General features: G+C 51.4%; 25 protein-coding genes. 8 read left to right on the forward strand and 17 right to left on the reverse strand.

What is annotated here, in order from left to right; genetic code table 11:
• The first annotated feature begins 112 nt into the window (after positions 1-112).
• The 8 genes from AACZ64_RS10720 (at position 113) to AACZ64_RS10755 (ending at position 10294) form a co-directional block, all read left to right on the forward strand.
• Positions 113-2827, forward strand: coding sequence for an LPS-assembly protein LptD (locus AACZ64_RS10720; protein WP_293615547.1), 2715 nt, complete (start codon positions 113-115; stop codon positions 2825-2827).
• Between the two features lie 17 nt (positions 2828-2844).
• Complete coding sequence (locus tag AACZ64_RS10725) at positions 2845-4140, forward strand: peptidylprolyl isomerase (RefSeq protein ID WP_293615546.1); 1296 nt, start codon at positions 2845-2847, stop codon at positions 4138-4140.
• A complete protein-coding gene (gene pdxA, locus AACZ64_RS10730; protein WP_293615560.1) occupies positions 4140-5123 on the forward strand; it encodes a 4-hydroxythreonine-4-phosphate dehydrogenase PdxA in 984 nt (327 codons plus the stop codon). Before AACZ64_RS10725 ends, pdxA begins: the two co-directional genes overlap by 1 nt.
• The gene (gene rsmA, locus AACZ64_RS10735; protein ID WP_293615545.1) at positions 5120-5923 is read left to right on the forward strand and encodes a 16S rRNA (adenine(1518)-N(6)/adenine(1519)-N(6))-dimethyltransferase RsmA; all 804 of its coding nucleotides are present in this window, start codon (positions 5120-5122) and stop codon (positions 5921-5923) included. Before pdxA ends, rsmA begins: the two co-directional genes overlap by 4 nt.
• Positions 5920-6288 carry a Co2+/Mg2+ efflux protein ApaG gene (gene apaG / locus AACZ64_RS10740; RefSeq protein ID WP_293615544.1) on the forward strand — a complete coding sequence of 123 codons (369 nt, stop codon included), beginning with the start codon at positions 5920-5922 and terminating at the stop codon, positions 6286-6288. The genes rsmA and apaG overlap by 4 nt, the downstream gene beginning before the upstream one ends.
• Positions 6285-7088: a symmetrical bis(5'-nucleosyl)-tetraphosphatase gene (locus tag AACZ64_RS10745; protein WP_293615543.1), complete on the forward strand. Its 804-nt coding sequence runs from the start codon at positions 6285-6287 to the stop codon at positions 7086-7088. Before apaG ends, AACZ64_RS10745 begins: the two co-directional genes overlap by 4 nt.
• 104 nt (positions 7089-7192) lie before the next feature.
• Entirely contained in the window at positions 7193-8515 is a 1323-nt protein-coding gene (locus AACZ64_RS10750) for a short-chain fatty acid transporter (RefSeq protein ID WP_293615542.1), read from the forward strand.
• A gap of 330 nt (positions 8516-8845) precedes the next feature.
• A complete protein-coding gene (locus AACZ64_RS10755; protein ID WP_293615541.1) occupies positions 8846-10294 on the forward strand; it encodes an ATP-binding protein in 1449 nt (482 codons plus the stop codon).
• A gap of 21 nt (positions 10295-10315) precedes the next feature.
• Here AACZ64_RS10755 and galE read toward each other — a convergent pair whose 3' ends face one another.
• The 17 genes from galE to rplX all read right to left on the reverse strand — a co-directional run bounded on the left by galE (position 10316) and on the right by rplX (position 19719).
• Complete coding sequence (gene galE / locus AACZ64_RS10760) at positions 10316-11353, reverse strand: UDP-glucose 4-epimerase GalE (RefSeq protein WP_293615540.1); 1038 nt, start codon at positions 11351-11353, stop codon at positions 10316-10318.
• 143 nt (positions 11354-11496) lie between these two features.
• Positions 11497-11889, reverse strand: coding sequence for a 50S ribosomal protein L17 (gene rplQ / locus AACZ64_RS10765; RefSeq protein ID WP_293615539.1), 393 nt, complete (start codon positions 11887-11889; stop codon positions 11497-11499).
• 89 nt (positions 11890-11978) lie between these two features.
• Positions 11979-12977, reverse strand: coding sequence for a DNA-directed RNA polymerase subunit alpha (rpoA, locus tag AACZ64_RS10770; protein WP_293615538.1), 999 nt, complete (start codon positions 12975-12977; stop codon positions 11979-11981).
• Positions 12978-13028: 51 nt separating this feature from the next.
• Positions 13029-13649: a 30S ribosomal protein S4 gene (rpsD, locus tag AACZ64_RS10775; RefSeq protein WP_036858648.1), complete on the reverse strand. Its 621-nt coding sequence runs from the start codon at positions 13647-13649 to the stop codon at positions 13029-13031.
• Positions 13650-13664: 15 nt separating this feature from the next.
• On the reverse strand, positions 13665-14057 hold the full coding sequence (gene rpsK, locus AACZ64_RS10780; RefSeq protein WP_293615537.1) for a 30S ribosomal protein S11: 393 nt from the start codon (positions 14055-14057) through the stop codon (positions 13665-13667).
• Positions 14058-14066: 9 nt separating this feature from the next.
• Positions 14067-14423, reverse strand: a complete 357-nt coding sequence (rpsM, locus tag AACZ64_RS10785; RefSeq protein WP_293615536.1) for a 30S ribosomal protein S13 — start codon at positions 14421-14423, stop codon at positions 14067-14069.
• Between the two features lie 118 nt (positions 14424-14541).
• The gene (gene rpmJ / locus AACZ64_RS10790) at positions 14542-14658 is read right to left on the reverse strand and encodes a 50S ribosomal protein L36 (RefSeq protein ID WP_081890805.1); all 117 of its coding nucleotides are present in this window, start codon (positions 14656-14658) and stop codon (positions 14542-14544) included.
• 19 nt (positions 14659-14677) lie between these two features.
• Positions 14678-16000 carry a preprotein translocase subunit SecY gene (secY, locus tag AACZ64_RS10795; RefSeq protein WP_293615535.1) on the reverse strand — a complete coding sequence of 441 codons (1323 nt, stop codon included), beginning with the start codon at positions 15998-16000 and terminating at the stop codon, positions 14678-14680.
• Positions 16001-16006: 6 nt separating this feature from the next.
• Positions 16007-16441 carry a 50S ribosomal protein L15 gene (gene rplO / locus AACZ64_RS10800; RefSeq protein ID WP_293615534.1) on the reverse strand — a complete coding sequence of 145 codons (435 nt, stop codon included), beginning with the start codon at positions 16439-16441 and terminating at the stop codon, positions 16007-16009.
• 2 nt (positions 16442-16443) lie between these two features.
• The gene (rpmD, locus tag AACZ64_RS10805; RefSeq protein WP_036858653.1) at positions 16444-16632 is read right to left on the reverse strand and encodes a 50S ribosomal protein L30; all 189 of its coding nucleotides are present in this window, start codon (positions 16630-16632) and stop codon (positions 16444-16446) included.
• Between the two features lie 42 nt (positions 16633-16674).
• Positions 16675-17187 carry a 30S ribosomal protein S5 gene (gene rpsE, locus AACZ64_RS10810; protein ID WP_036858654.1) on the reverse strand — a complete coding sequence of 171 codons (513 nt, stop codon included), beginning with the start codon at positions 17185-17187 and terminating at the stop codon, positions 16675-16677.
• A gap of 12 nt (positions 17188-17199) precedes the next feature.
• Positions 17200-17550 carry a 50S ribosomal protein L18 gene (gene rplR / locus AACZ64_RS10815; RefSeq protein ID WP_036858656.1) on the reverse strand — a complete coding sequence of 117 codons (351 nt, stop codon included), beginning with the start codon at positions 17548-17550 and terminating at the stop codon, positions 17200-17202.
• A gap of 9 nt (positions 17551-17559) precedes the next feature.
• Positions 17560-18093, reverse strand: a complete 534-nt coding sequence (rplF, locus tag AACZ64_RS10820; protein ID WP_293615559.1) for a 50S ribosomal protein L6 — start codon at positions 18091-18093, stop codon at positions 17560-17562.
• A gap of 13 nt (positions 18094-18106) precedes the next feature.
• Positions 18107-18499: a 30S ribosomal protein S8 gene (rpsH, locus tag AACZ64_RS10825; protein WP_293615533.1), complete on the reverse strand. Its 393-nt coding sequence runs from the start codon at positions 18497-18499 to the stop codon at positions 18107-18109.
• A 29-nt stretch (positions 18500-18528) separates the two neighbouring features.
• On the reverse strand, positions 18529-18834 hold the full coding sequence (gene rpsN / locus AACZ64_RS10830; protein ID WP_293615532.1) for a 30S ribosomal protein S14: 306 nt from the start codon (positions 18832-18834) through the stop codon (positions 18529-18531).
• Positions 18835-18844: 10 nt separating this feature from the next.
• Complete coding sequence (rplE, locus tag AACZ64_RS10835; RefSeq protein ID WP_293615531.1) at positions 18845-19384, reverse strand: 50S ribosomal protein L5; 540 nt, start codon at positions 19382-19384, stop codon at positions 18845-18847.
• 17 nt (positions 19385-19401) lie between these two features.
• Positions 19402-19719, reverse strand: coding sequence for a 50S ribosomal protein L24 (gene rplX / locus AACZ64_RS10840; RefSeq protein ID WP_293615530.1), 318 nt, complete (start codon positions 19717-19719; stop codon positions 19402-19404).
• Between the last annotated feature and the right edge of the window lie 6 nt (positions 19720-19725).

Genomic DNA, 19725 nt, shown 5'->3' on the forward strand with positions numbered 1-19725 from the left:
GGAAAAAAGGTTAGCCATTCTAGCCCAAACCCTCGCATGCTGTCCCAGAATCGGTAAAATGTACCGTCGCATTAAAGACACCGCCTGCCCAGAGAGAACACGGAAAATCAGAATGCCCATAAAAACGAGTCATATCCGTACCAGGCTCTACCACGCCTTGCGCTCACAGTATTCCCGGACATCGGGATTATTGCTCTTTGGCTTGCTTGTTTCGGCACCAGTAGCCGCTGAGAACCAGGATTCCTACAGCCAATGGGAGTGCCGGGCAGCGGCCGATGGTAGCTGGGCATGCGGTGAAAAAAATATGTCCGGCAGGGCTTTTCCCAGACCCAAACACCCTGAACCGGTAATCCCACCGCAAGACAGTGGTCCCGATGTTCGGGTGGCCAACAACCTGGACTGGGTTGAAGAGCAAGCGCTTACCGATGAAGAGCGCGAAAAGATGGCTACGGGTTGCTGTGGGGCCTATATAGAACCCAAAAGAGACTATGAAGACGCCGAGATGGATCCGGCTGACGCCCCCATGCGGGTTGCCTCAGCATCTACAGAAGTGGAGCAGGAAAACATTGCCCGCCTGCGTGGCGACGTCCAACTGACCCAGGGTTACCGTCAGGTTAGAAGCGATAGCGCCACAGCAGACCAGAATACACGTATCGTGAATCTTGAAGGCAATGTACAGTTCCGCGAACCGGGGTTACTGGTGACGGGCGACAGCGCTCAGATCAACATGGACTCCAAGGACATGCAAATTGAACAGGCCGGTTACCTGTTCCACGAATCCGGAGTGCGCGGTACGGCGACGCAGGCCAAGCGAGTCGATGATGTTTTCTACATCGATAATGCCACGTACACCACCTGCGAACCGGGCAGCAAAGCCTGGCGCCTGGTCAGTAGTAAACTTAACATCAATCCTGAAACCGGAATCGCCAATGCCAAACACGTGCGACTGGAGGTCCAGGATATACCGATACTCTATGCTCCCTGGATACGGTTCCCGATTGATGATCGACGAGCCTCTGGTCTATTGTTCCCCAGTTTTGACATCGGTGATGAAAACGGCATCGATTATGCGCAACCCATCTACCTGAATCTGGCACCCAACTACGACGCCACCATTACACCGCGCTACATTCAGGAACGCGGACCTATGGCTGAGGTCGAAGTCAGACATATGTCGAAACTGACCAACACTATCCTGAGCGGCGCCTTTTTGTCGGACGATGACGGTGGCGATGACCGCGATGACGACCCGACCGAAGTCTTCAACACAAGAGACTTCGAGGGCGAAGATCGCTGGCTGGTCAACCTGAATCACCTGGGGGGTATCGGCAAACGCTGGCAAACCCGCGTCGATTACACCAAAGTCAGTGACAGTGAATACTTCCGGGATCTGGACAATGCCACACTGGAGGTCAACAGTCAGACCTATCTCCGCCAGCTGGTTTCGGCCAATTACCGAACGGATCACTGGCTGTTTGGTATCAAGGGGCAGGAATTCCAGACGATCACCGATGATCCCAACCGGATTGACCAGTACCAGATGCTGCCCCGCCTGGAAGCCACGGGCAACTATCGCCTCGGGGACTTTGTCTTTAATCTGCAGAACCAGTTCACCGCTTTTGACCACGATGACGAGAACGACACCCTGCCCGGCTATCTCCAGGGTGAAACCTTTTTTGAAGATGAAAAGGGCACCTTCGTGACCGGCGACCGGCTGCGCCTCGATTACGGTTTAACCTGGGACAAACAGTGGGCATGGGGCTACTTCCGGCCCTCGGTCACCCTCAAGCACCTGTCCTACAACCTGGACAATCCAGTACTGGGACAGACGGACGACAGCCCCTCGGTCACCGTACCGGTTGGCGTTATCGATACCGGCCTGTTTATGGAGCGCGACACTACCATGCTGACGGGGTTTACCCAGACGTTTGAGCCGCGTTTGTACATGGTTCATACCAAGTACGAAGATCAAACTGATTTGCCGGACTTCGACACATCGCAGATGACATTTACCTATAACCAGTTGTTTCGGGAAGACCGTTTTATCGGCGGTGACCGCATTGGCGATACTGAGCAAGTTTCCCTGGGGTTAACCAGCCGTCTGGTTGAGCAATCCACCGGGATTGAGTGGTTGCGAGCCAGCATCGGCCAGATCTTCTACCTGAGTGATCGCTACGTCTCCCTGAACCCCAACCTGAGCAAGTCTTTCCTGAAAGGCCTGGATGACCCCGATGATTTGAATCGCCTACAACGAGATATCGCCGCCGACCTATTGCGTGATGATTCCGCGTACGCGGCGGAATTTGCCCTGCGGCTCAGCGAACACCTCCGCTTCCAGGCTGACGTGCTATACGATGAAGACGACAGTGAACTCGACCGCGGCAACGCCAGCCTTCGTTATAACGATCGCAACAACAAGATATTCAATTTGAGCTATCGGTATAATCGCAGGGTGCCCCGCCTTTCTGACATAGGAAATCAATTCATTGAAATTGATAGCGATATTGAACAGGCAGACTTTTCCACCTTTCTGCCGATTTCCCGAAGCTGGAGCCTGATCGGACGGTACAATTACGATCTGACCAATAGCCGGGACCTGGAAACCCTGTTCGGGTTCCAGTATGAGAGCTGCTGCTGGAAAATGAGCATTATCAGTCGTCGCTGGCTCGACCGGAATGACTACATCCGGCTACCGGATGAAGATCTGGAACACGACAATGGTGTGTTCTTCCAGATCCAGTTCAAAGGCCTCGCCGGCAGTGGCAGCAAAGTGGAATCCATCCTGCAGGATGGTATTTACGGATATGAACCACAAAGCAATTACTAATGCAGATGAGCCGGATTATGAGCACATGCAGTCAAACGAATATTTTCTTCAGCCTGCTCCTGCTGGGGCTTGCCTGGGCATTGCCGGCAAGCTCAGAAGAAATACCACTCGACCACATCGTCGCCGTGGTTGACGATGACGTAGTCATGGCCAGCGAGCTGGAGAAGCGGGTAGCTGATATCTATGCACGACTGGAAAACAGTGAAACCGAAATTCCTGCAGAGTCGGTGCTGGTCCCACAGGTTCTTGAGCGCCTTATTCTGGAGCGCCTGCAGCTCAGTCGGGCACAACGCATGGGGATACGCATCAGCGACGAAGAAGTCACCCAGGCCATGGAGAGGATGGCGGAGAGCCGGGAACAGACGGTTGCTCAAATGGTCGAGGACGCCCGTCAGAGCGGAATCGACCTGACGTCGTTGAGGCAACAGCTACGCAATGAGATTACTATAAACCGGGTTCAGGAAAGAGCCGTTAATCGCCGTATTTACATCAGCGAGCAGGAAGTGGATAACTTCCTGGCCTCCGAAGAGGGCCAACAGTGGTCATCGCCCGATGTCAACCTCGGTCATATCCTGCTGCCCCTATCCTCGGGCGCATCCCGCGAGGACGTTGGCAAGGTAGAACAGAAGGTTCGGGAACTCTACGAGCAACTGCAAAATGGTGCAGACTTCAAAAGCCTGGCCATCGCCCATTCCGGCGCTCAGGATGCACTTCAGGGAGGCGACCTGGGCTGGCGAAAAACAACCCAGTTACCCAGTATTTTTGTCAGCGCCGTGGATAAACTGTCCCCGGGCGAGGTCAGCATGCCGATTCGCAGTGATGCCGGTTATCACTTACTCAAACTTTATGATCGCCGGGGTGGCGGCGAACAAATTGTGCAGCAACACAAAGTCCGCCACATTCTGCTAAAACCTAACGAGATTCGCAGTGAAGACGATACCAGAACCATGCTCGAAGGAATGCGCGCCGATATCCTCGGCGGTGCCGACTTTGCCGAATTAGCCAGAAAACACTCCGAGGATATTGGTACTGCTCTGGGCGGCGGTGATCTCGGCTGGTCCCTGCCGGGACAGTTTGTACCGGAATTTGAGCAGATCATGGGCAGTATTGACACAATGGCGATCAGTGAGCCTTTCCGCACCCAGTTCGGCTGGCATATTCTGCAGGTAACCGAACGTCGTCGTCAGGATTTCAGTGACGAGATACAACGGCGTCAGGCTGAAAACATCATCCGGAGACGCAAGTTTGATGAAGAACAGGAAATCTGGCTGCGGGAAATACGCGACGAGGCATTTGTAGACATTAAACTGTGATTCGACTTGCCATTACACCAGGCGAACCAGCCGGTATTGGTCCCGACCTGATTATCAAGCTGGCTCAGCGCCCAAATGCTGCAGAACTGGTGGTGTACGCTGACCCTGAATTGCTCCTGGCCCGAGCCAGGGAATTAAATCTTCCCCTGCGGCTACGCCAGCTCTCGACCGAAATACCTCCCTCCCCTTTGGCGGCTGGCGAACTCGCTATCAGGCCGATTGAACTGAGTATGCCCGCCAGGCCCGGCTTACTCGACTCGCACAATGCCACGTATGTACTGAAGACCTTATCCACTGCGCTTGCAGACTGCCAATCAAATGTTTGTCGGGCACTGGTAACCGGCCCTGTGCACAAGGGCATCATCAATGATGCAGGCATTCCCTTCACGGGGCACACCGAATTTCTTGCGGCGAAAACCCATACAGAAAAGGTAGTCATGATGCTGGCTACCGAAGGGCTTCGGGTTGCACTGGCCACAACACACCTGCCGCTTAGCCAGGTGCCGGCTCAGATTACGCAAGCAGGTTTGACCGAGACAATTAATATTCTGCATACGGATTTACAGCAGAAATTTGGTCTACAGGCGCCAAGGATATTGGTGTGTGGGCTCAATCCCCACGCAGGCGAGAACGGCCATCTGGGTATGGAGGAAATTCAGGTGATAGAACCCGTACTGACGCGGCTGCGCGGTCTGGGGATGCACATCGAGGGTCCCCTGCCAGCAGACACACTGTTCACGCCAAAGTATCTGAAGCGATGTGATGCGGTATTGGCCATGTATCATGATCAGGGTTTACCCGTACTCAAATACATGGGGTTTGGCAAAGCCGTCAATATTACGCTCGGCCTACCCATTATCCGCACCTCAGTTGACCATGGCACCGCACTGGATCTGGCGGGAACGGGGCTTGCCAGCACAGGCAGCCTGATAGCAGCCATCACCACAGCCACCTGTATGGCAAAGGCAAACACCTATTCATGAACCAGGAAGATTCGCACCAACACAGGGCCCGCAAACGATTTGGCCAGAATTTTCTGATCGACCACCATGTAATCGACAAAATTATTGCGGCCATCGCCCCAAAACCAGGGCAAAACATCATCGAAATTGGACCCGGCCGGGGCGCCATCACCGAGCCCATACTGGCCAAATGCCCCTCCCTCAAAGTGGTGGAGCTGGATCGTGATCTTATCCCTCTACTCAGAGAAAAACTCGCCGGTTACCCGGATTTTCAGATTCATCAGGGTGACGCATTGAAAATCGATTTCAGCCAATTTTATAAAGCTGGTCGGGCAATGCGCATTATTGGCAATCTGCCGTACAACATCTCAACACCACTAATTTTTCACCTGCTGGGTTTCAGTCAGCAGATACAAGATATGCACTTTATGCTGCAAAAAGAAGTGGTGGACCGATTGGCCGCCTCACCCGGTGACAAAAACTATGGCAGACTCAGTGTGATGGTCCAGTATTACAGTAGCGTGCAGCCATTGTTTAGCGTTCCGTCGACAGCATTCAGACCGGCACCCAAAGTAGAGTCCGCTATTGTTCGACTGCTACCGTACAACCAACCACCCCACCCCGCGAACGACCTGAAATTACTGACCAGACTGGTGAGTGCCAGTTTCCAGCAACGGCGGAAAACGATGCGCAATACACTGAAATATATGCTTGATGCCACCCAGCTTGAACAACTTGATATTGATATATCACTTCGCCCTCAAAATCTCAGCGTGGTGGACTTTGTCCACCTCAGCAACCAGATAGGAGCCCTGCAATGAACCGGATCGTCGTTGAGGTCACACCAGAGTATCTCCCCGGCCAATCCGAACCGGACAATAATAAATTTACGTTTGCCTACCATATCGCGATACGCAATTTGGGCGATACAACAGCCCAACTGATCAGCCGTCATTGGATCATCACGGATGGCAATGCCAAGATTAAAGAAATTCAGGGCCCCGGGGTGGTAGGCGAAAAACCGCTGATTGCCCCTGGTCAGTCTTTCCGATACAGCAGCGGAGTCGTCCTGGATACTGAGGTGGGTACAATGGAGGGCAGCTATCAAATGGTCAGTGACCACGGAGAAACGTTTGATGCTCAAATACCTGCCTTTCTGCTCTCCGTACCAGGAACAGTGCATTGACCACTTATGCAGTAGGTGATTTGCAAGGCTGCCTGAAGCCTCTGCAGCAGTTGCTGGAGAAAGTCCACTTTGAGCCCGGCAAGGATTGCCTATGGTCGGTGGGAGACATCGTTAACCGTGGCCCGGACTCCCTAGAAGCCTTGCGCTTCTGCCACCAGCTAGGAAATTCCTTGCAAATGGTGCTGGGCAATCACGACCTGCATTTACTGGCCATCGCTCACGGCGTGCGCGCACCCAGCCGCAACGATACCCTGGAAGCTATCCTGAAAGCCCCGGACCGGAATCAATTGCTTAACTGGTTGCAATTACAACCGCTGATGGTCTCACGGGGCGACTGGTTGATGGTTCATGCAGGAATCCCGCCACAGTGGACGCGCGATGAAGCCCTGATACGGGCAAGAGAGATCAGTAACGTTTTGCAAGACCCGGAACAGGCCAACGCGTTCTTTCAAGGCATGTATGGCGATCAACCCGACCAGTGGAACGACCAACTCACCGGCTCGGTACGCTGGCGTATGATTACCAACTATTTCACACGAATGCGTTTTTGTTCGGCCACGGGGAAGCTGGAGCTCCGCAGCAAGTCCACACCGAATGAGCCACCGGCGGGCTATGCCCCCTGGTACAGTCACCCGCATCGGAAAACCCGTCAGTGGAAAATCATTTTTGGCCACTGGGCGGCATTACAGGGACAACCCTGTGGCAGCAACCTGTTTCCGCTGGATACCGGATGTGTCTGGGGCGGCCCCATGCGATTGATGAACCTGGACACCGGCACCTGCTTTCACCAACATTTGTAAGTACCGCCTTACGGTATCCCGTTTCGAATCAACCATGAAGCCGATAGAATAACGCCTTAATTTTGCAACCAACCCATAATTGATAATTACAAGGTGACGCAAAAATGATTCGCTCTCTGTCTAACCTGTTTACCCGTATTATGCAGCGCTGGATGCCTGACGCCTTTATCTTTGCCATCCTACTGACCTTCATTGTGCTGCTGGCGGGTATCCTTGGGGAGACACAGCGCCCGACTGATATGGTTCGCTTTTGGGGGGATGGCGTATGGAACCTGCTGGTATTTTCCATGCAGGTCACCGTGACACTGGTAACCGGCAGTGTGCTGGCGCAAACAGCACCGGTAAAAAAACTGTTGCGATCGCTGGCCTGTCTTGCCAAAACACCGGGCCAGGCCATCATTCTTATGACCACAATCGCACTGGTTTGTGGTTGGATCAGCTGGGGGTTCGGACTGATCACCAGCGCCCTGATGGCTCGAGAAATTGCACGCCATGTCAAGGGGGTTCACTACCCACTTCTGGTGGCTTCGGCTTACTCGGGAATGGTTATCTGGCACGCGGGATTATCTGGCTCCATTCCACTGAAGATTGCCGTAGCCGACGGTGACATCATCAGCAACTTGATGGGCGATATCACCATTCCACTGACAGAGACAATTTTCAGCTGGGAAGTTTTGCTCATCTGTTTTGTGATGCTAGTGACATTACCCGTTATTTTTCGATTGATGATGCCACCACCCGACGCCGTCCGGGAAGTCACCCCACAACAAATGGGTATCACCGAAGAGGTTCCCATCAGAATCGATACGCCGGCAGACCGGATTGAACACAGCCGACTGCCAACCCTGATGCTCGGCCTATTGGGTTGCGCCTACCTGTTTGAGTTTTTCAGTGACGGCGGCCGTATCGGGCTGAACACCGTAAATTTCGTTTTTTTGGTGACGGGCCTACTCCTGCACCGCTCTGCCCGCAACTACCTCTCTGCTGTCAACGAGGCGGTAAAAGGTCTGTCCGGCATTGTCCTGCAGTTCCCCCTCTATGCCGGAATCATGGGCATGATGGCACAATCCGGGCTGGCAGCATCCGTATCCGAGTGGTTCATCAGCATTTCCAATGAACACACGTTTAATCTGTTTACATTCCTCAGTGCCGGGATAGTCAATTTCTTTATCCCTTCCGGGGGCGGACAGTGGGCAATCCAGGCACCAATCGTCATTCCCGCCGCACAATCACTGGGGATACCCCTGAACCAGGCCGCCATGGCTGTCGCCATGGGTGATGCCTGGACCAATATGATTCAGCCATTCTGGGCTCTTCCCTTACTGGGCATAGCCAGGTTGGGCATCAAGGATATTATGGGTTACTGCACGGTGGCGCTACTCTGGTCAGGCCTCGTCTACGGTGTCGCACTATTGCTGCTATTCTGACTGGCTTGATGTGAAGTTCTCCGCCGTTCAAATAGATAGTAAGGTCAGACATACCCGTGTATTTCCATTCAGGGCCAGTTAGCAGACAATAAGTAAATCAAAAATAGGGGCGGGTTGCTGCTTATCAGGTTGATTCGCCGCATATCCTGCAACACATTGTCAGTTGAAAGACCAGTAGAAACGAATGCTCCTCCCGGGAATAACGCTGACAGACAAGGAATCAAACTATCGCTTTGATGATTTCAACAACCCGTTGTTCGTTCACTGGTATCATATAGCCCGGTTTCCACTCAGCGCACATTAATCTCTGCAAGAGCACTATCGAACATTATGAAGATTTACGCGACCGCGCTTTTTTTTATGCTGGCAAGCTGTCCCGCCACAGCCAGCATAATCCCTTATTTCAGACTGGAAGATGGTCACACCAACTGGCAGTACGTTGCCAATTGGTCAAGTGGTATTTTTATCATTCTCCTTTCCATCACCGTCGTGACACTTTTTTTCAGTCGCAGGCAGGCACACCGTGCGAACAAGGCGCTGGAAGTCATCCGCCAGGAGCTTGAGCAACGCGTCAAGGAGCGCACAGCGACGCTGGATGAGTCAAACCGCTTACTGCAAAAGGCCAATGTCTTACTACAGGGTGAAATTGTCCAGCACCGGGAAACAACCAGTCGACTTCGATCCTCTGAAGCCTACATAAAAGATGTGTTGAGCTCGATGCCTTTGATGCTAATCGGTTTGACTGAAACGGGCAGTATCACACAATGGAACCGCCGCGCAGAAGAAATTACCGGTATCCCGGCAGCACAGGCGCTGACAAAAAACCTGTGGCAAACCTACCCGACGATCACATTGTCGAGGGACCAGGTAAAGAAGGCGTTAAGCGATAAAAAACCAGTAACTATCAAACACAGCCAACGGGGCCAATACCACTTTGATATAACCATTTATCCATTGCGTAATCAGGCAGAAACCGATGCAGTCATCCTGATAGACGATGTCACACAGCACATTCTTACATCCAACATGCTTATTCAGCGCGACAAGATGTCTTCCATGGGCGAGCTGGCAGCGACCATGGCCCACGATATTAATGCCCCGTTGCAGATTATTCTAAATGACCTTCAGGCCGCGTACCGACTATTACAAACAAATAGGGCGGACTCGCCGTGGGCAGACGACGTAACCAGCGTGCTGGAAGAGGCAGATCATCAGGGACAGCAGGCACTGGCTGTTATCAACAACTTGCTGGACTTCTCGAAAAGTCGCGGTGGCGAGAAACGACTGGCAAACATCACTGGACTTATCGAGCACACGATCGAACTGGCCAATGATGTGCTTTCGGTACCGTCCGGGTTGCGCTTCCGGGAGATCAAAATAGAAAGACACTACAGCCGAAATCTCCCGGATATTCCCTGCTACGCATCAGAATTACAGCAGGTGTTTCTCAGCTTGTTCCGCCATGCCTGTCACGCACTCGGTCAGGTGAACAGGTCGGGACACCTACCGATTATTCGCATTCAGGTCATTGTTTGTTATGACATGCTCTGGATCAAGGTTCAGCACAATGGCCTGGGCATCAGCTATGATGAGCAACAATATATATTTGAGCCCTTCTTCACCAATAAAGCAGGCAAATCATCCGAAGAAGACTATGATGCAGGTAAGCGCCTATCATTCTCACACTTCATCATCACGGAACAACACAAAGGGCAGCTCGCAGTTACCTCTGACATGAATGTCGGCACCACCTTCCATATCCAGCTGCCCCTGGCATAGGTATAGACATAACCCCCAGTGTCATCTGCGATAGCCACGGGGATTACACTGCTGCCAGCGCCAGCTGTCTTCCATCATCTCAGACAGGCCTCGCGATGCTATCCAGCCGAGCTCATTCTCGGCTTTGGATGTGTCCGCCCAACAGGCCGCAATATCTCCCGGCCTGCGCGGAGCCATTTTGAAGGCCACAGTCTTTCCACTGGCAGATTCAAATGCCCTTATCATCTCCAGCACTGAATAGCCTTTACCGGTACCGAGGTTCCAGGTGTGACATCCCGATGCACTTTTACCCTGGGCAAGGTAGTCCAATGCCCGGACATGGCCTTCGGCCAGATCCATCACGTGAAGATAGTCTCGAACACCCGTCCCATCGATAGTCGGGTAGTCCGAACCAAATACCGATAAGGCAGGTAATCGACCGATTGCTACCTGGGAAATGTAAGGTAATAAATTGTTTGGAATACCGTTGGGATCTTCACCTATCAAGCCACTGGAGTGGGCACCCACCGGGTTAAAGTAGCGCATTAGACCAATTTGCCAGGCCCCCGATCCTGCAAGCTGTTCAGCACTCACTAAATCGCGCAGAATTTCCTCCACCATCAGCTTGGAACGACCGTAGGGGTTTGTGGCGGTAAGCGGGAAATTCTCTTTGATGGGCACTGTGGGCGGATCGCCATAAACGGTAGCTGACGAACTGAAAATCAGCAGAGTGACCTTATGCTGCTGCATGGCTTCACACAGGGTCAAGGTGCCGGCAACGTTGTTGCGATAATAGAGAAGTGGCTTTTCACAGGACTCACCGACCGCTTTATAGCCTGCAAAGTGCATCACTGCATCGATATTATTGCTGGTAAAAATACTGTCCAGAGCCTGGGAGTCGTTGACATCTCCTTCCACCACCGGAAACTCCTTTCCCGTGATTTGTTTCACCCGATTCAGTGACGTCATACAACTGTTTGCAAAGTTATCTAGCACAACAATGTCGTGGCCTGCTTCAAGTAGCGCGACACAGGCATGACTCCCGATATAACCTGCACCTCCGGTGACCAGTACTTTCATTGCGATACCCTGTATCTAAGATTATCAGTAATTATTCAGTAGCCAAAAAAAGCTATCACGCACTTTTTAGTTTGCCGGGAAAAAAGGGCATAAAAAAGCCGGACATTCGTCCGGCTCTTATCTGACCAAATCACCGTGGTCAATTATTCATCATCGTCAACATCAACCGGCTCAACATCTGGACGGTCTACCAGTTCTACGTATGCCATCGGCGCGGCATCGCCAGAGCGCAGCCCACATTTAAGAATGCGGATATAGCCACCGGGGCGACTTTCATAGCGCGGGCCGAGTTCGGCAAACAATTTACCGACAGCTGACTTGCAGCGCAAACGGTCAAATGCCAGGCGGCGATTGGCAACGCTGTCCTGTTTTGACAAGGTAATCAGCGGTTCGGCAAAACGCCGCAACTCTTTTGCTTTTGGCAGCGTAGTCCTGATCAATTCATGCTCAACCAGGGAGGTCGTCATATTGCGAAACATGGCGCGACGGTGGGCACCTGTACGACTTAATTTGCGGCCACTAAGACGATGACGCATGATTTTATACTTCCTTTCAAATAGTGTTGCTGTTAACTCAGCAAGTATTCTATGCAACAGTGGCAGACAAAATCTGCAACCCTAATCAATTAAACCTGTTCAGTGTCAGAACGCAGGCTGGCAGGTGGCCAGTTTTCTAGGCGCATACCCAGGGAAAGTCCACGGGATGCCAGCACGTCCTTAATTTCAGTGAGTGACTTTTTGCCAAGATTTGGCGTCTTGAGCAGCTCAACTTCTGTACGCTGGATAAGATCACCAATGTAATAGATGCTCTCTGCCTTCAGACAGTTTGCCGATCGGACTGTCAGCTCCAGGTCATCAACAGGACGCAAGAGGATCGGATCCACTTCTTCCTCTCTCTCTACCGGCTCGGCAAGATTTTCGCTTTCGAGATCGACAAATACGGCCAGTTGCTGTTGCAGAATGGTAGCTGCCCGACGAATGGCCTCTTCAGGATCAATGGTGCCATTAGTCTCAAGATCCAGCACAAGTTTGTCTAGGTCAGTACGCTGCTCAACCCGGGCACTCTCAACAACATAGGCAACACGGCGAACAGGACTGAAGGTGGCATCCAACTGGAGACGGCCAATAGAGCGAGTCTCATCTTCATCATTACCACGGCTATCAACAGGCTGATAACCACGCCCTGTCGTAATGTGTAACTGCATATTCAGAGCCGTATCGCCCGTGATCGTGGCAATCAGGTGCTCGGGGTTTTTAATTTCTACAGAGTTATCTACCTGAATATCACCTGCAGTCACAACCCCTTTACCTTTTTTGCTGAGGGTCAGAGTAACCTCGTCCTTATCATGCAGAACGATAGCAACTTCTTTGAGGTTCAGGAGTATTTCAATAACATCTTCCTGAACGCCTTCGATACTGCTGTATTCATGTAGGACACCGTCAATCTCGACCTCTACAATGGCTGCACCACCCATTGATGACAACAGAATGCGGCGCAGCGCATTACCCAGTGTATGACCAAATCCACGCTCCAATGGTTCTAAAACGACCTTGGCGCGAGTTGGACCGAGCTCAGTTACGTCGATGTTGCGTGGTGTCAAAAACTCATTTACTGATGTCTGCATATCTGTACCTGTTAGATGGGGTCGCTTAACTGGTTTTCAGCCTTCAGTTCTTTACTTCGAGTAAAGTTCAACAATGAGGTTTTCATTGATTTCAGCAGGGAGATCGCTGCGCACCGGATTGCGCTTGAACACACCTTCCAGTTTGTTCGCATCTATTTCCATCCAGTCAACCAATCCTCGCTGCGAAGCAATTTGCATCGCAGACTGAATACGCAACTGTTTTTTGCATTTTTCACGAATGCTCACTACGTCGCCATCCATCACTCTGTATGAAGGGATATTGACCTTTTTGCCATTCACTTGAATAGAGTTGTGAGCAACAAGTTGACGAGCCTCTGCACGCGTGGAACCAAAGCCCATGCGGTAGACAACATTATCCAAACGGCGCTCAAGCAGCTGGAGCAGGTTTTCACCCGTTGCGCCTTTTATGCGGGCCGCTTCCTTGTAGTAATTGCGGAATTGCTTTTCCAATACGCCATAAAGTCGACGCACTTTTTGCTTTTCGCGCAACTGAACCCCATAGTCAGAAAGACGACCACGACGTTGACCGTGTTGGCCGGGTGCACTCTCTGCGCGACACTTTGACTCCAGTGGACGAATACCACTCTTGAGAAAAAGATCCGTGCCTTCGCGTCGAGAAAGCTTACAAGTCGGTCCAAGATATCTTGCCATTAGTTAACTATCCTCTTATACCCGACGCTTTTTCGGCGGACGACAGCCGTTGTGCGGGATCGGTGTCACGTCGGTGATATTGGTAATTTTGAAGCCTGCATTGTTCAGTGCACGCACGGCAGACTCACGTCCGGGACCGGGGCCTTTCACCTGAACATCCAGATTTTTCAATCCGTATTCCTGTGCTGCAAGGCCAGCACGCTCCGCAGCTACCTGAGCAGCGAAGGGGGTGCTTTTCCGTGAACCACGGAAGCCAGAACCACCAGAGGTGGCCCAGCTCAGGGTATTACCCTGACGATCACTAATCGTTACGATCGTATTATTGAATGAAGCGTGAATATGCGCCACACCATCAACAACCGTCTTTTTGACTTTTTTCCGAGTCGTTTTTTGTCCAGGCTTTGCCATTTGTCTTTCCTATCGCTTGATGGGCTTGCGAGGGCCTTTACGGGTACGCGCATTCGTTTTGGTGCGTTGACCGCGCAGCGGCAGACCACGGCGGTGACGGAGACCTCTATAACAGGCCAGATCCATCAAACGCTTGATGCTCATGCTGACTTCGCGGCGCAGATCACCTTCAACCGTATGATCGCCAACAGCATTACGGACAGCGTCCATCTGCTCATCGCTCAAATCAGAAATCTTAACATCCTGGGCAATACCAACCTGGGCACAAATGGCACGGGCTGAACTGCGACCAATCCCAAAAACATAGGTAAGTGAAATCACCGCATGTTTATTATCTGGGATGTTGACACCGGCAATACGGGCCATCACTTTACTCCACTTTTATGTTTAACTGCCGTCAACTTGCTTTAACAGCCCACAGGGCTGGCCAAAAAGGCGCAAAAGGATAGCGCTGAAGGCACAAAAAATCAATAACTGTCTACGACTAACCCTGCCGTTGTTTATGGCGGGGTTCTGCACTACAAATCACCCTCACAACACTCTTGCGTTTTACAACCTTACAGTTGCGGCACATTTTTTTTACCGAAGCACGCACTTTCATAGGAACACCTCAACTTCAACTAGCGAATTCCGCTGCCAAAACCTTTCAGATTCGATTTTTTCATTAGCGATTCATACTGACGTGACATCAAATGAGATTGGACCTGAGCCATGAAATCCATGGTAACAACGACAACAATCAGCAATGAGGTACCGCCCAGATAGAAGGGCACATTAAAATAAATATTCAAAAATTGCGGCAGTAAACACACTGCCGCCACATACAAACCACCGACCAGAGTCAACTTTGTCATAACACCATCGATATAACGCGCAGTTTGTTCGCCGGGACGAATACCGGGTAAGAACGCGCCACCCCGCTTGAGGTTATCCGCCATCTCTTTCGGGTTAAACATCAATGCCGAATAGAAAAAGCAGAAGAAAATTATTAACCCGGCAAACAGCAGCACATGCAATGGTTGGCCTGGTCCGAGAAATAACGCCACGTCCTGCAACCAATCCGGACTGTCTGCTCCCTGGCCGAACCATTGCGCTATAGACGCCGGGAACAACAAAATACTACTTGCGAAAATTGCCGGTATGACACCTGCCATGTTCACTTTCAGGGGTAGGTGGCTGGTTTGTGCCGGCCCTCTACCCGGTTGTCTTTGCGCATAGTTCACAGTGATGCGGCGTTGCCCACGCTCAACAAATACAACAAAATAAACCACGGCGATTGCCAAAACACCCACGACCAACAAGGCGAGAATATGCAATTCACCCTGCCGCGATGACTCAAACGCCTGACCAATTGCAGAGGGAATACCCGCTGCAATACCGGCAAAAATCAGCATTGATATACCGTTACCAACGCCGCGCTCTGTGATCTGCTCACCCAACCACATCATGAACACGGCACCAGTGACCAGCGAGACTACAGCAATAAAATAAAAGCTGAAGTCAGCGGAAAACGCCAACCCTTGGCCCGCCAGACCTACTGACATACCGATAGCCTGAACAGTGGCAAGTAGTACGGTGCCGTAACGCGTGTACTGGTTAATTTTGCGTCGGCCCGCATCACCCTCTTTTTTAAGCTGCTCCAGCGACGGTGTTACCGCTGTCAACAGCTGCATGATAATTGATGCCGAAATATAGGGCATGATGCCAAGCGCCAGGATACTCATTCTCTCCAGGGCACCACCGGAAAACATGTTAAACATGCCGATGATCGTTCCCTGGTTCTGACTGAAAAGGTCAGCCAGACGATCCGGGTCTATACCCGGCACCGGGATATGGGTCCCGATACGGTAAATGACCAGCGCTACAAACAAAAAGCGAAGGCGAGCCCAAAGCTCGCCCAAACCTTTAGTATTGCCCTGCGGCATGTTTCCGGGTTTTGCCATCAGGCTTTACTCTTCAACTTTGCCGCCAGCCGCTTCAATCGCAGCACGAGCACCTTTGGTTACACGCAAGCCTTTAACAGTAACGGGCCGATCCACTTCACCGGACATGAAAACTTTGGCGCGGGTAATTGATGCATTAATCAAACCTGCAGCACGCAATGTTGCGATGTCGATCAGATCACCGGAGACGCTGTTCAATTCACTCAAACGGATTTCAGCCGTAACGCGGGAAATACGGGAAGTGAAGCCATACTTCGGCAAACGTTTCTGCAGGGGCATCTGCCCGCCTTCAAAACCCGGCCGAACGCTTCCACCGGAACGTGCTTTCTGGCCCTTGTGGCCACGACCAGCCGTTTTGCCCAGGCCGCTGCCAATACCCCGGCCAACACGTTTGCCTTCCTTGATTCTGCCTGGTGCGGGACTTAGCGTATTCAGACGCATGTCTATACTCCCTCAACCTTAACCATATAGTGAACTTTATTAATCATGCCACGAACTGAAGGGGTGTCTTCGACCTCTACAGTGTGGTTGATGCGGCGCAAACCCAGACCTGCGACACACGCCTTATGGGCTGCAAGTCGGCCATGTACGCTGCGCACCTGAGTAACCTTGATTTTCTTAGCTTTTGTCATGGTAAAGCTTCCGTTTTGTACTTAACGCGGCAACCGCCGTACTTAATTCAGTATCTCTTCTACGCTCTTACCGCGCTTTGCTGCCACTGTTTCTGGTGAACTCATTTCTTGCAGCGCTTTAAATGTTGCGCGAACAACATTGACCGGGTTGGTAGAGCCGTAGCATTTTGCCAATACGTTTTGCACACCGGCAATTTCCAGCACCGCGCGCATAGCACCACCAGCAATGACACCGGTACCATCAGAGGCCGGCTGCATATAGACTTTGGATGCACCATGGTTGGCCTTGGTGGGGTACTGAATAGTCGTGCCTTTCAAATCCACCTGGATCATATTGCGACGAGCAGCCTCCATGGCTTTCTGGATGGCCTGGGGCACTTCGCGCGCCTTACCGCGACCAAATCCAACTTTGCCGTTACCATCACCAACGACAGTCAGGGCGGTAAAACCAAATATCCGACCACCTTTTACAGTTTTGGCAACCCGATTAACCTCAACCAGTTTTTCCTGCAGCCCTTCTTCACCGGCTGATGTATCTCTCTGATCTCTAGACATAACAATAAACCTTTAGAATTCCAGACCGGCTTCACGAGCGGCATCGGCTAATGCTTTAACGCGTCCGTGATACTTGAAACCACTCCGGTCAAATGCAACCTGAGTGACACCTGCCTGCTTGGCACGCTCTGCAATAAGAGCGCCGACACCCTTGGCCGCATCCGTATTGCCGGTTTTACCGGCACGCAGTGACTTGTCCAGCGTTGAAGCACTGGCCAGAATCAGGCCGCCGCAAGGCGATATAACTTGCGCATAAATGTGACGCGGCGTTCTATTCACACAGAGACGATTCGCGCCCAGTTCTTGTATCTTGCAGCGGGCACGACGTGCACGACGCAAACGTGATTGTTTCTTGTCGCTCATGATCTTGACCTACTTCTTCTTCGCTTCTTTACGACGTACCTGCTCATCCGCATAGCGAACTCCTTTGCCTTTGTAGGGCTCAGGTGGACGGAAAGCACGTATTTCTGATGCTACCTGTCCAAGCAGCTGCTTATCTGCCGACTTCAGTAAAATTTCTGTCTGACTCGGTGTCTCTACTGAAACGCCATCAGGCAGTTGATATTCAACGGGGTGGGAAAAGCCCAGCGTTAAATTGATTTTGCCACCCTGCGCTTGGGCACGATAACCGACACCAATTAGCTGTAGTTTTTTGACAAAACCCTCACCGACACCCAGAACCATATTGTTGACCAATGAACGGGTCGTTCCGGCCATGGCATTCGCCTGCTTACTTCCATCACGCGCAGTAAAGGTCAGCAGGTTGTCGTCCTGTTTGATTTCTACCTGTTGATTAACAGCCAACGAGAGGGCATTCGAACCACTCTTGACCGAAATCTCATTAGTGCCGAGTTTTACTTCCACACCAGCCGGTATGGTAACCGGGTTTTTTGCAACTCTAGACATCTCGACTATCCCATTAGAAAACTGTGCAGAGAACCTCACCGCCAATACCGGCAGCACGGGCAGCACGATCAGTCATCACACCTTTACTTGTGGAGACGATAGCAACACCCAAGCCAGCTCGAATACTTGGCAGCTTGTCTGAACCTGAATACTGGCGAAGGCCCGGCCTACTGTAACGGGTAATCGATTCGATCACCGGTTTACCTTCAAAGTATTTCAGCACCAAGGTCAATTCCGGCTTGGCACCATCCGCAACACTGAAATCAGTAATGTAACCTTCGTCCTTCAAAACCTGGGCAACAGCCACTTTCAATTTGGCGGACGGCATAGTGACAGATTTTTTTGCCGACATCTGCGCGTTGCGGATGCGGGTCAACATATCTGCCAGGGTATCTTGCATACTCATCTGATTAATTCCTTAATTCGCGACGCTGCTTACCAACTGGCCTTAACCAGGCCTGGAACATCTCCGCGCATGGCAGCTTCACGAAGCTTGTTGCGGCACAGACCAAATTTACGATAGACACCATGGGGGCGACCGGTTTGACGACAACGGCGCTGTTGACGGCAAGGGCTGGCATTACGTGGCAATTGTTGGAATTTCACCTGAGCATCCCAACGCTCTTCATCAGAAAGCGTCGTATTGGAAATAATTGCTTTCAACTCGGCACGCTTTTCAGCGTATTGCGCAACAATACGTGCACGTTTTTTCTCGCGCTCGATCATGGATGTCTTTGCCATATAACTTACCTCAACCTTTCAGCGGAAAACTGAATGCACGGAGCAGAGCCCGGCCTTCATCGTCATTGCGGGCGGTGGTGGTAATGGTGATATCCAGTCCACGCAACGTATCCACTTTGTCGTACTCAATCTCAGGGAAAATAATTTGCTCGGTGACACCCATGGAGAAATTCCCATGACCGTCAAAGGATTTCGGACTTATACCCCGGAAATCTCTGATTCTTGGAATCGCCAGAGAAATCAGACGCTCGAGAAACTCGTACATACGATCACTCCGCAAAGTCACTTTGCAACCGATGGGCCAACCCTCACGAACTTTGAACCCGGCGATTGACTTGCGTGCTTTGGTGACGACCGGCTTTTGGCCAGCGATCAACGTCATATCCGCTACCGCATTTTCAAGGGCTTTTTTGTCGCCCAGCGCTTCACCCACACCCATATTAAGTGTGATTTTAGTGATCTTAGGCACCTGCATTACATTTGCCAGTCCCAGCTCTTCTTTAAGCTTGGAAGCAATTTCACTCTTGTAGACTTCTCTCAGCCTTGCCATGTCAGTTTCCTGTCAAATTAGGCGTCAACGGCTTCGCCGTTGGATTTAAAAATACGAACTTTCTTACCATCTTCTAACACTTTGAAGCCCACACGGTCCGCCTTACTGGTTGCACGATTATAAATTGCAACATTGGAGGACTGAATCGGTGCCTCTTTCTCAATGATTCCACCAGGAATATTCATCTGAGGATTTGGTTTCTGATGTTTTTTGATGATATTCACACCGGAGATCAACAAACGACCATCGGCCTGTACCTTGAGCACCTTGCCACGTTTGCCTTTATCTTTACCGGCTGTCACGATGATTTCATCATCACGTTTAATCTTGCGCATAACCCT

Source organism: uncultured Porticoccus sp., from assembly GCF_963975625.1.
Taxonomy (GTDB): domain Bacteria; phylum Pseudomonadota; class Gammaproteobacteria; order Pseudomonadales; family Porticoccaceae; genus Porticoccus.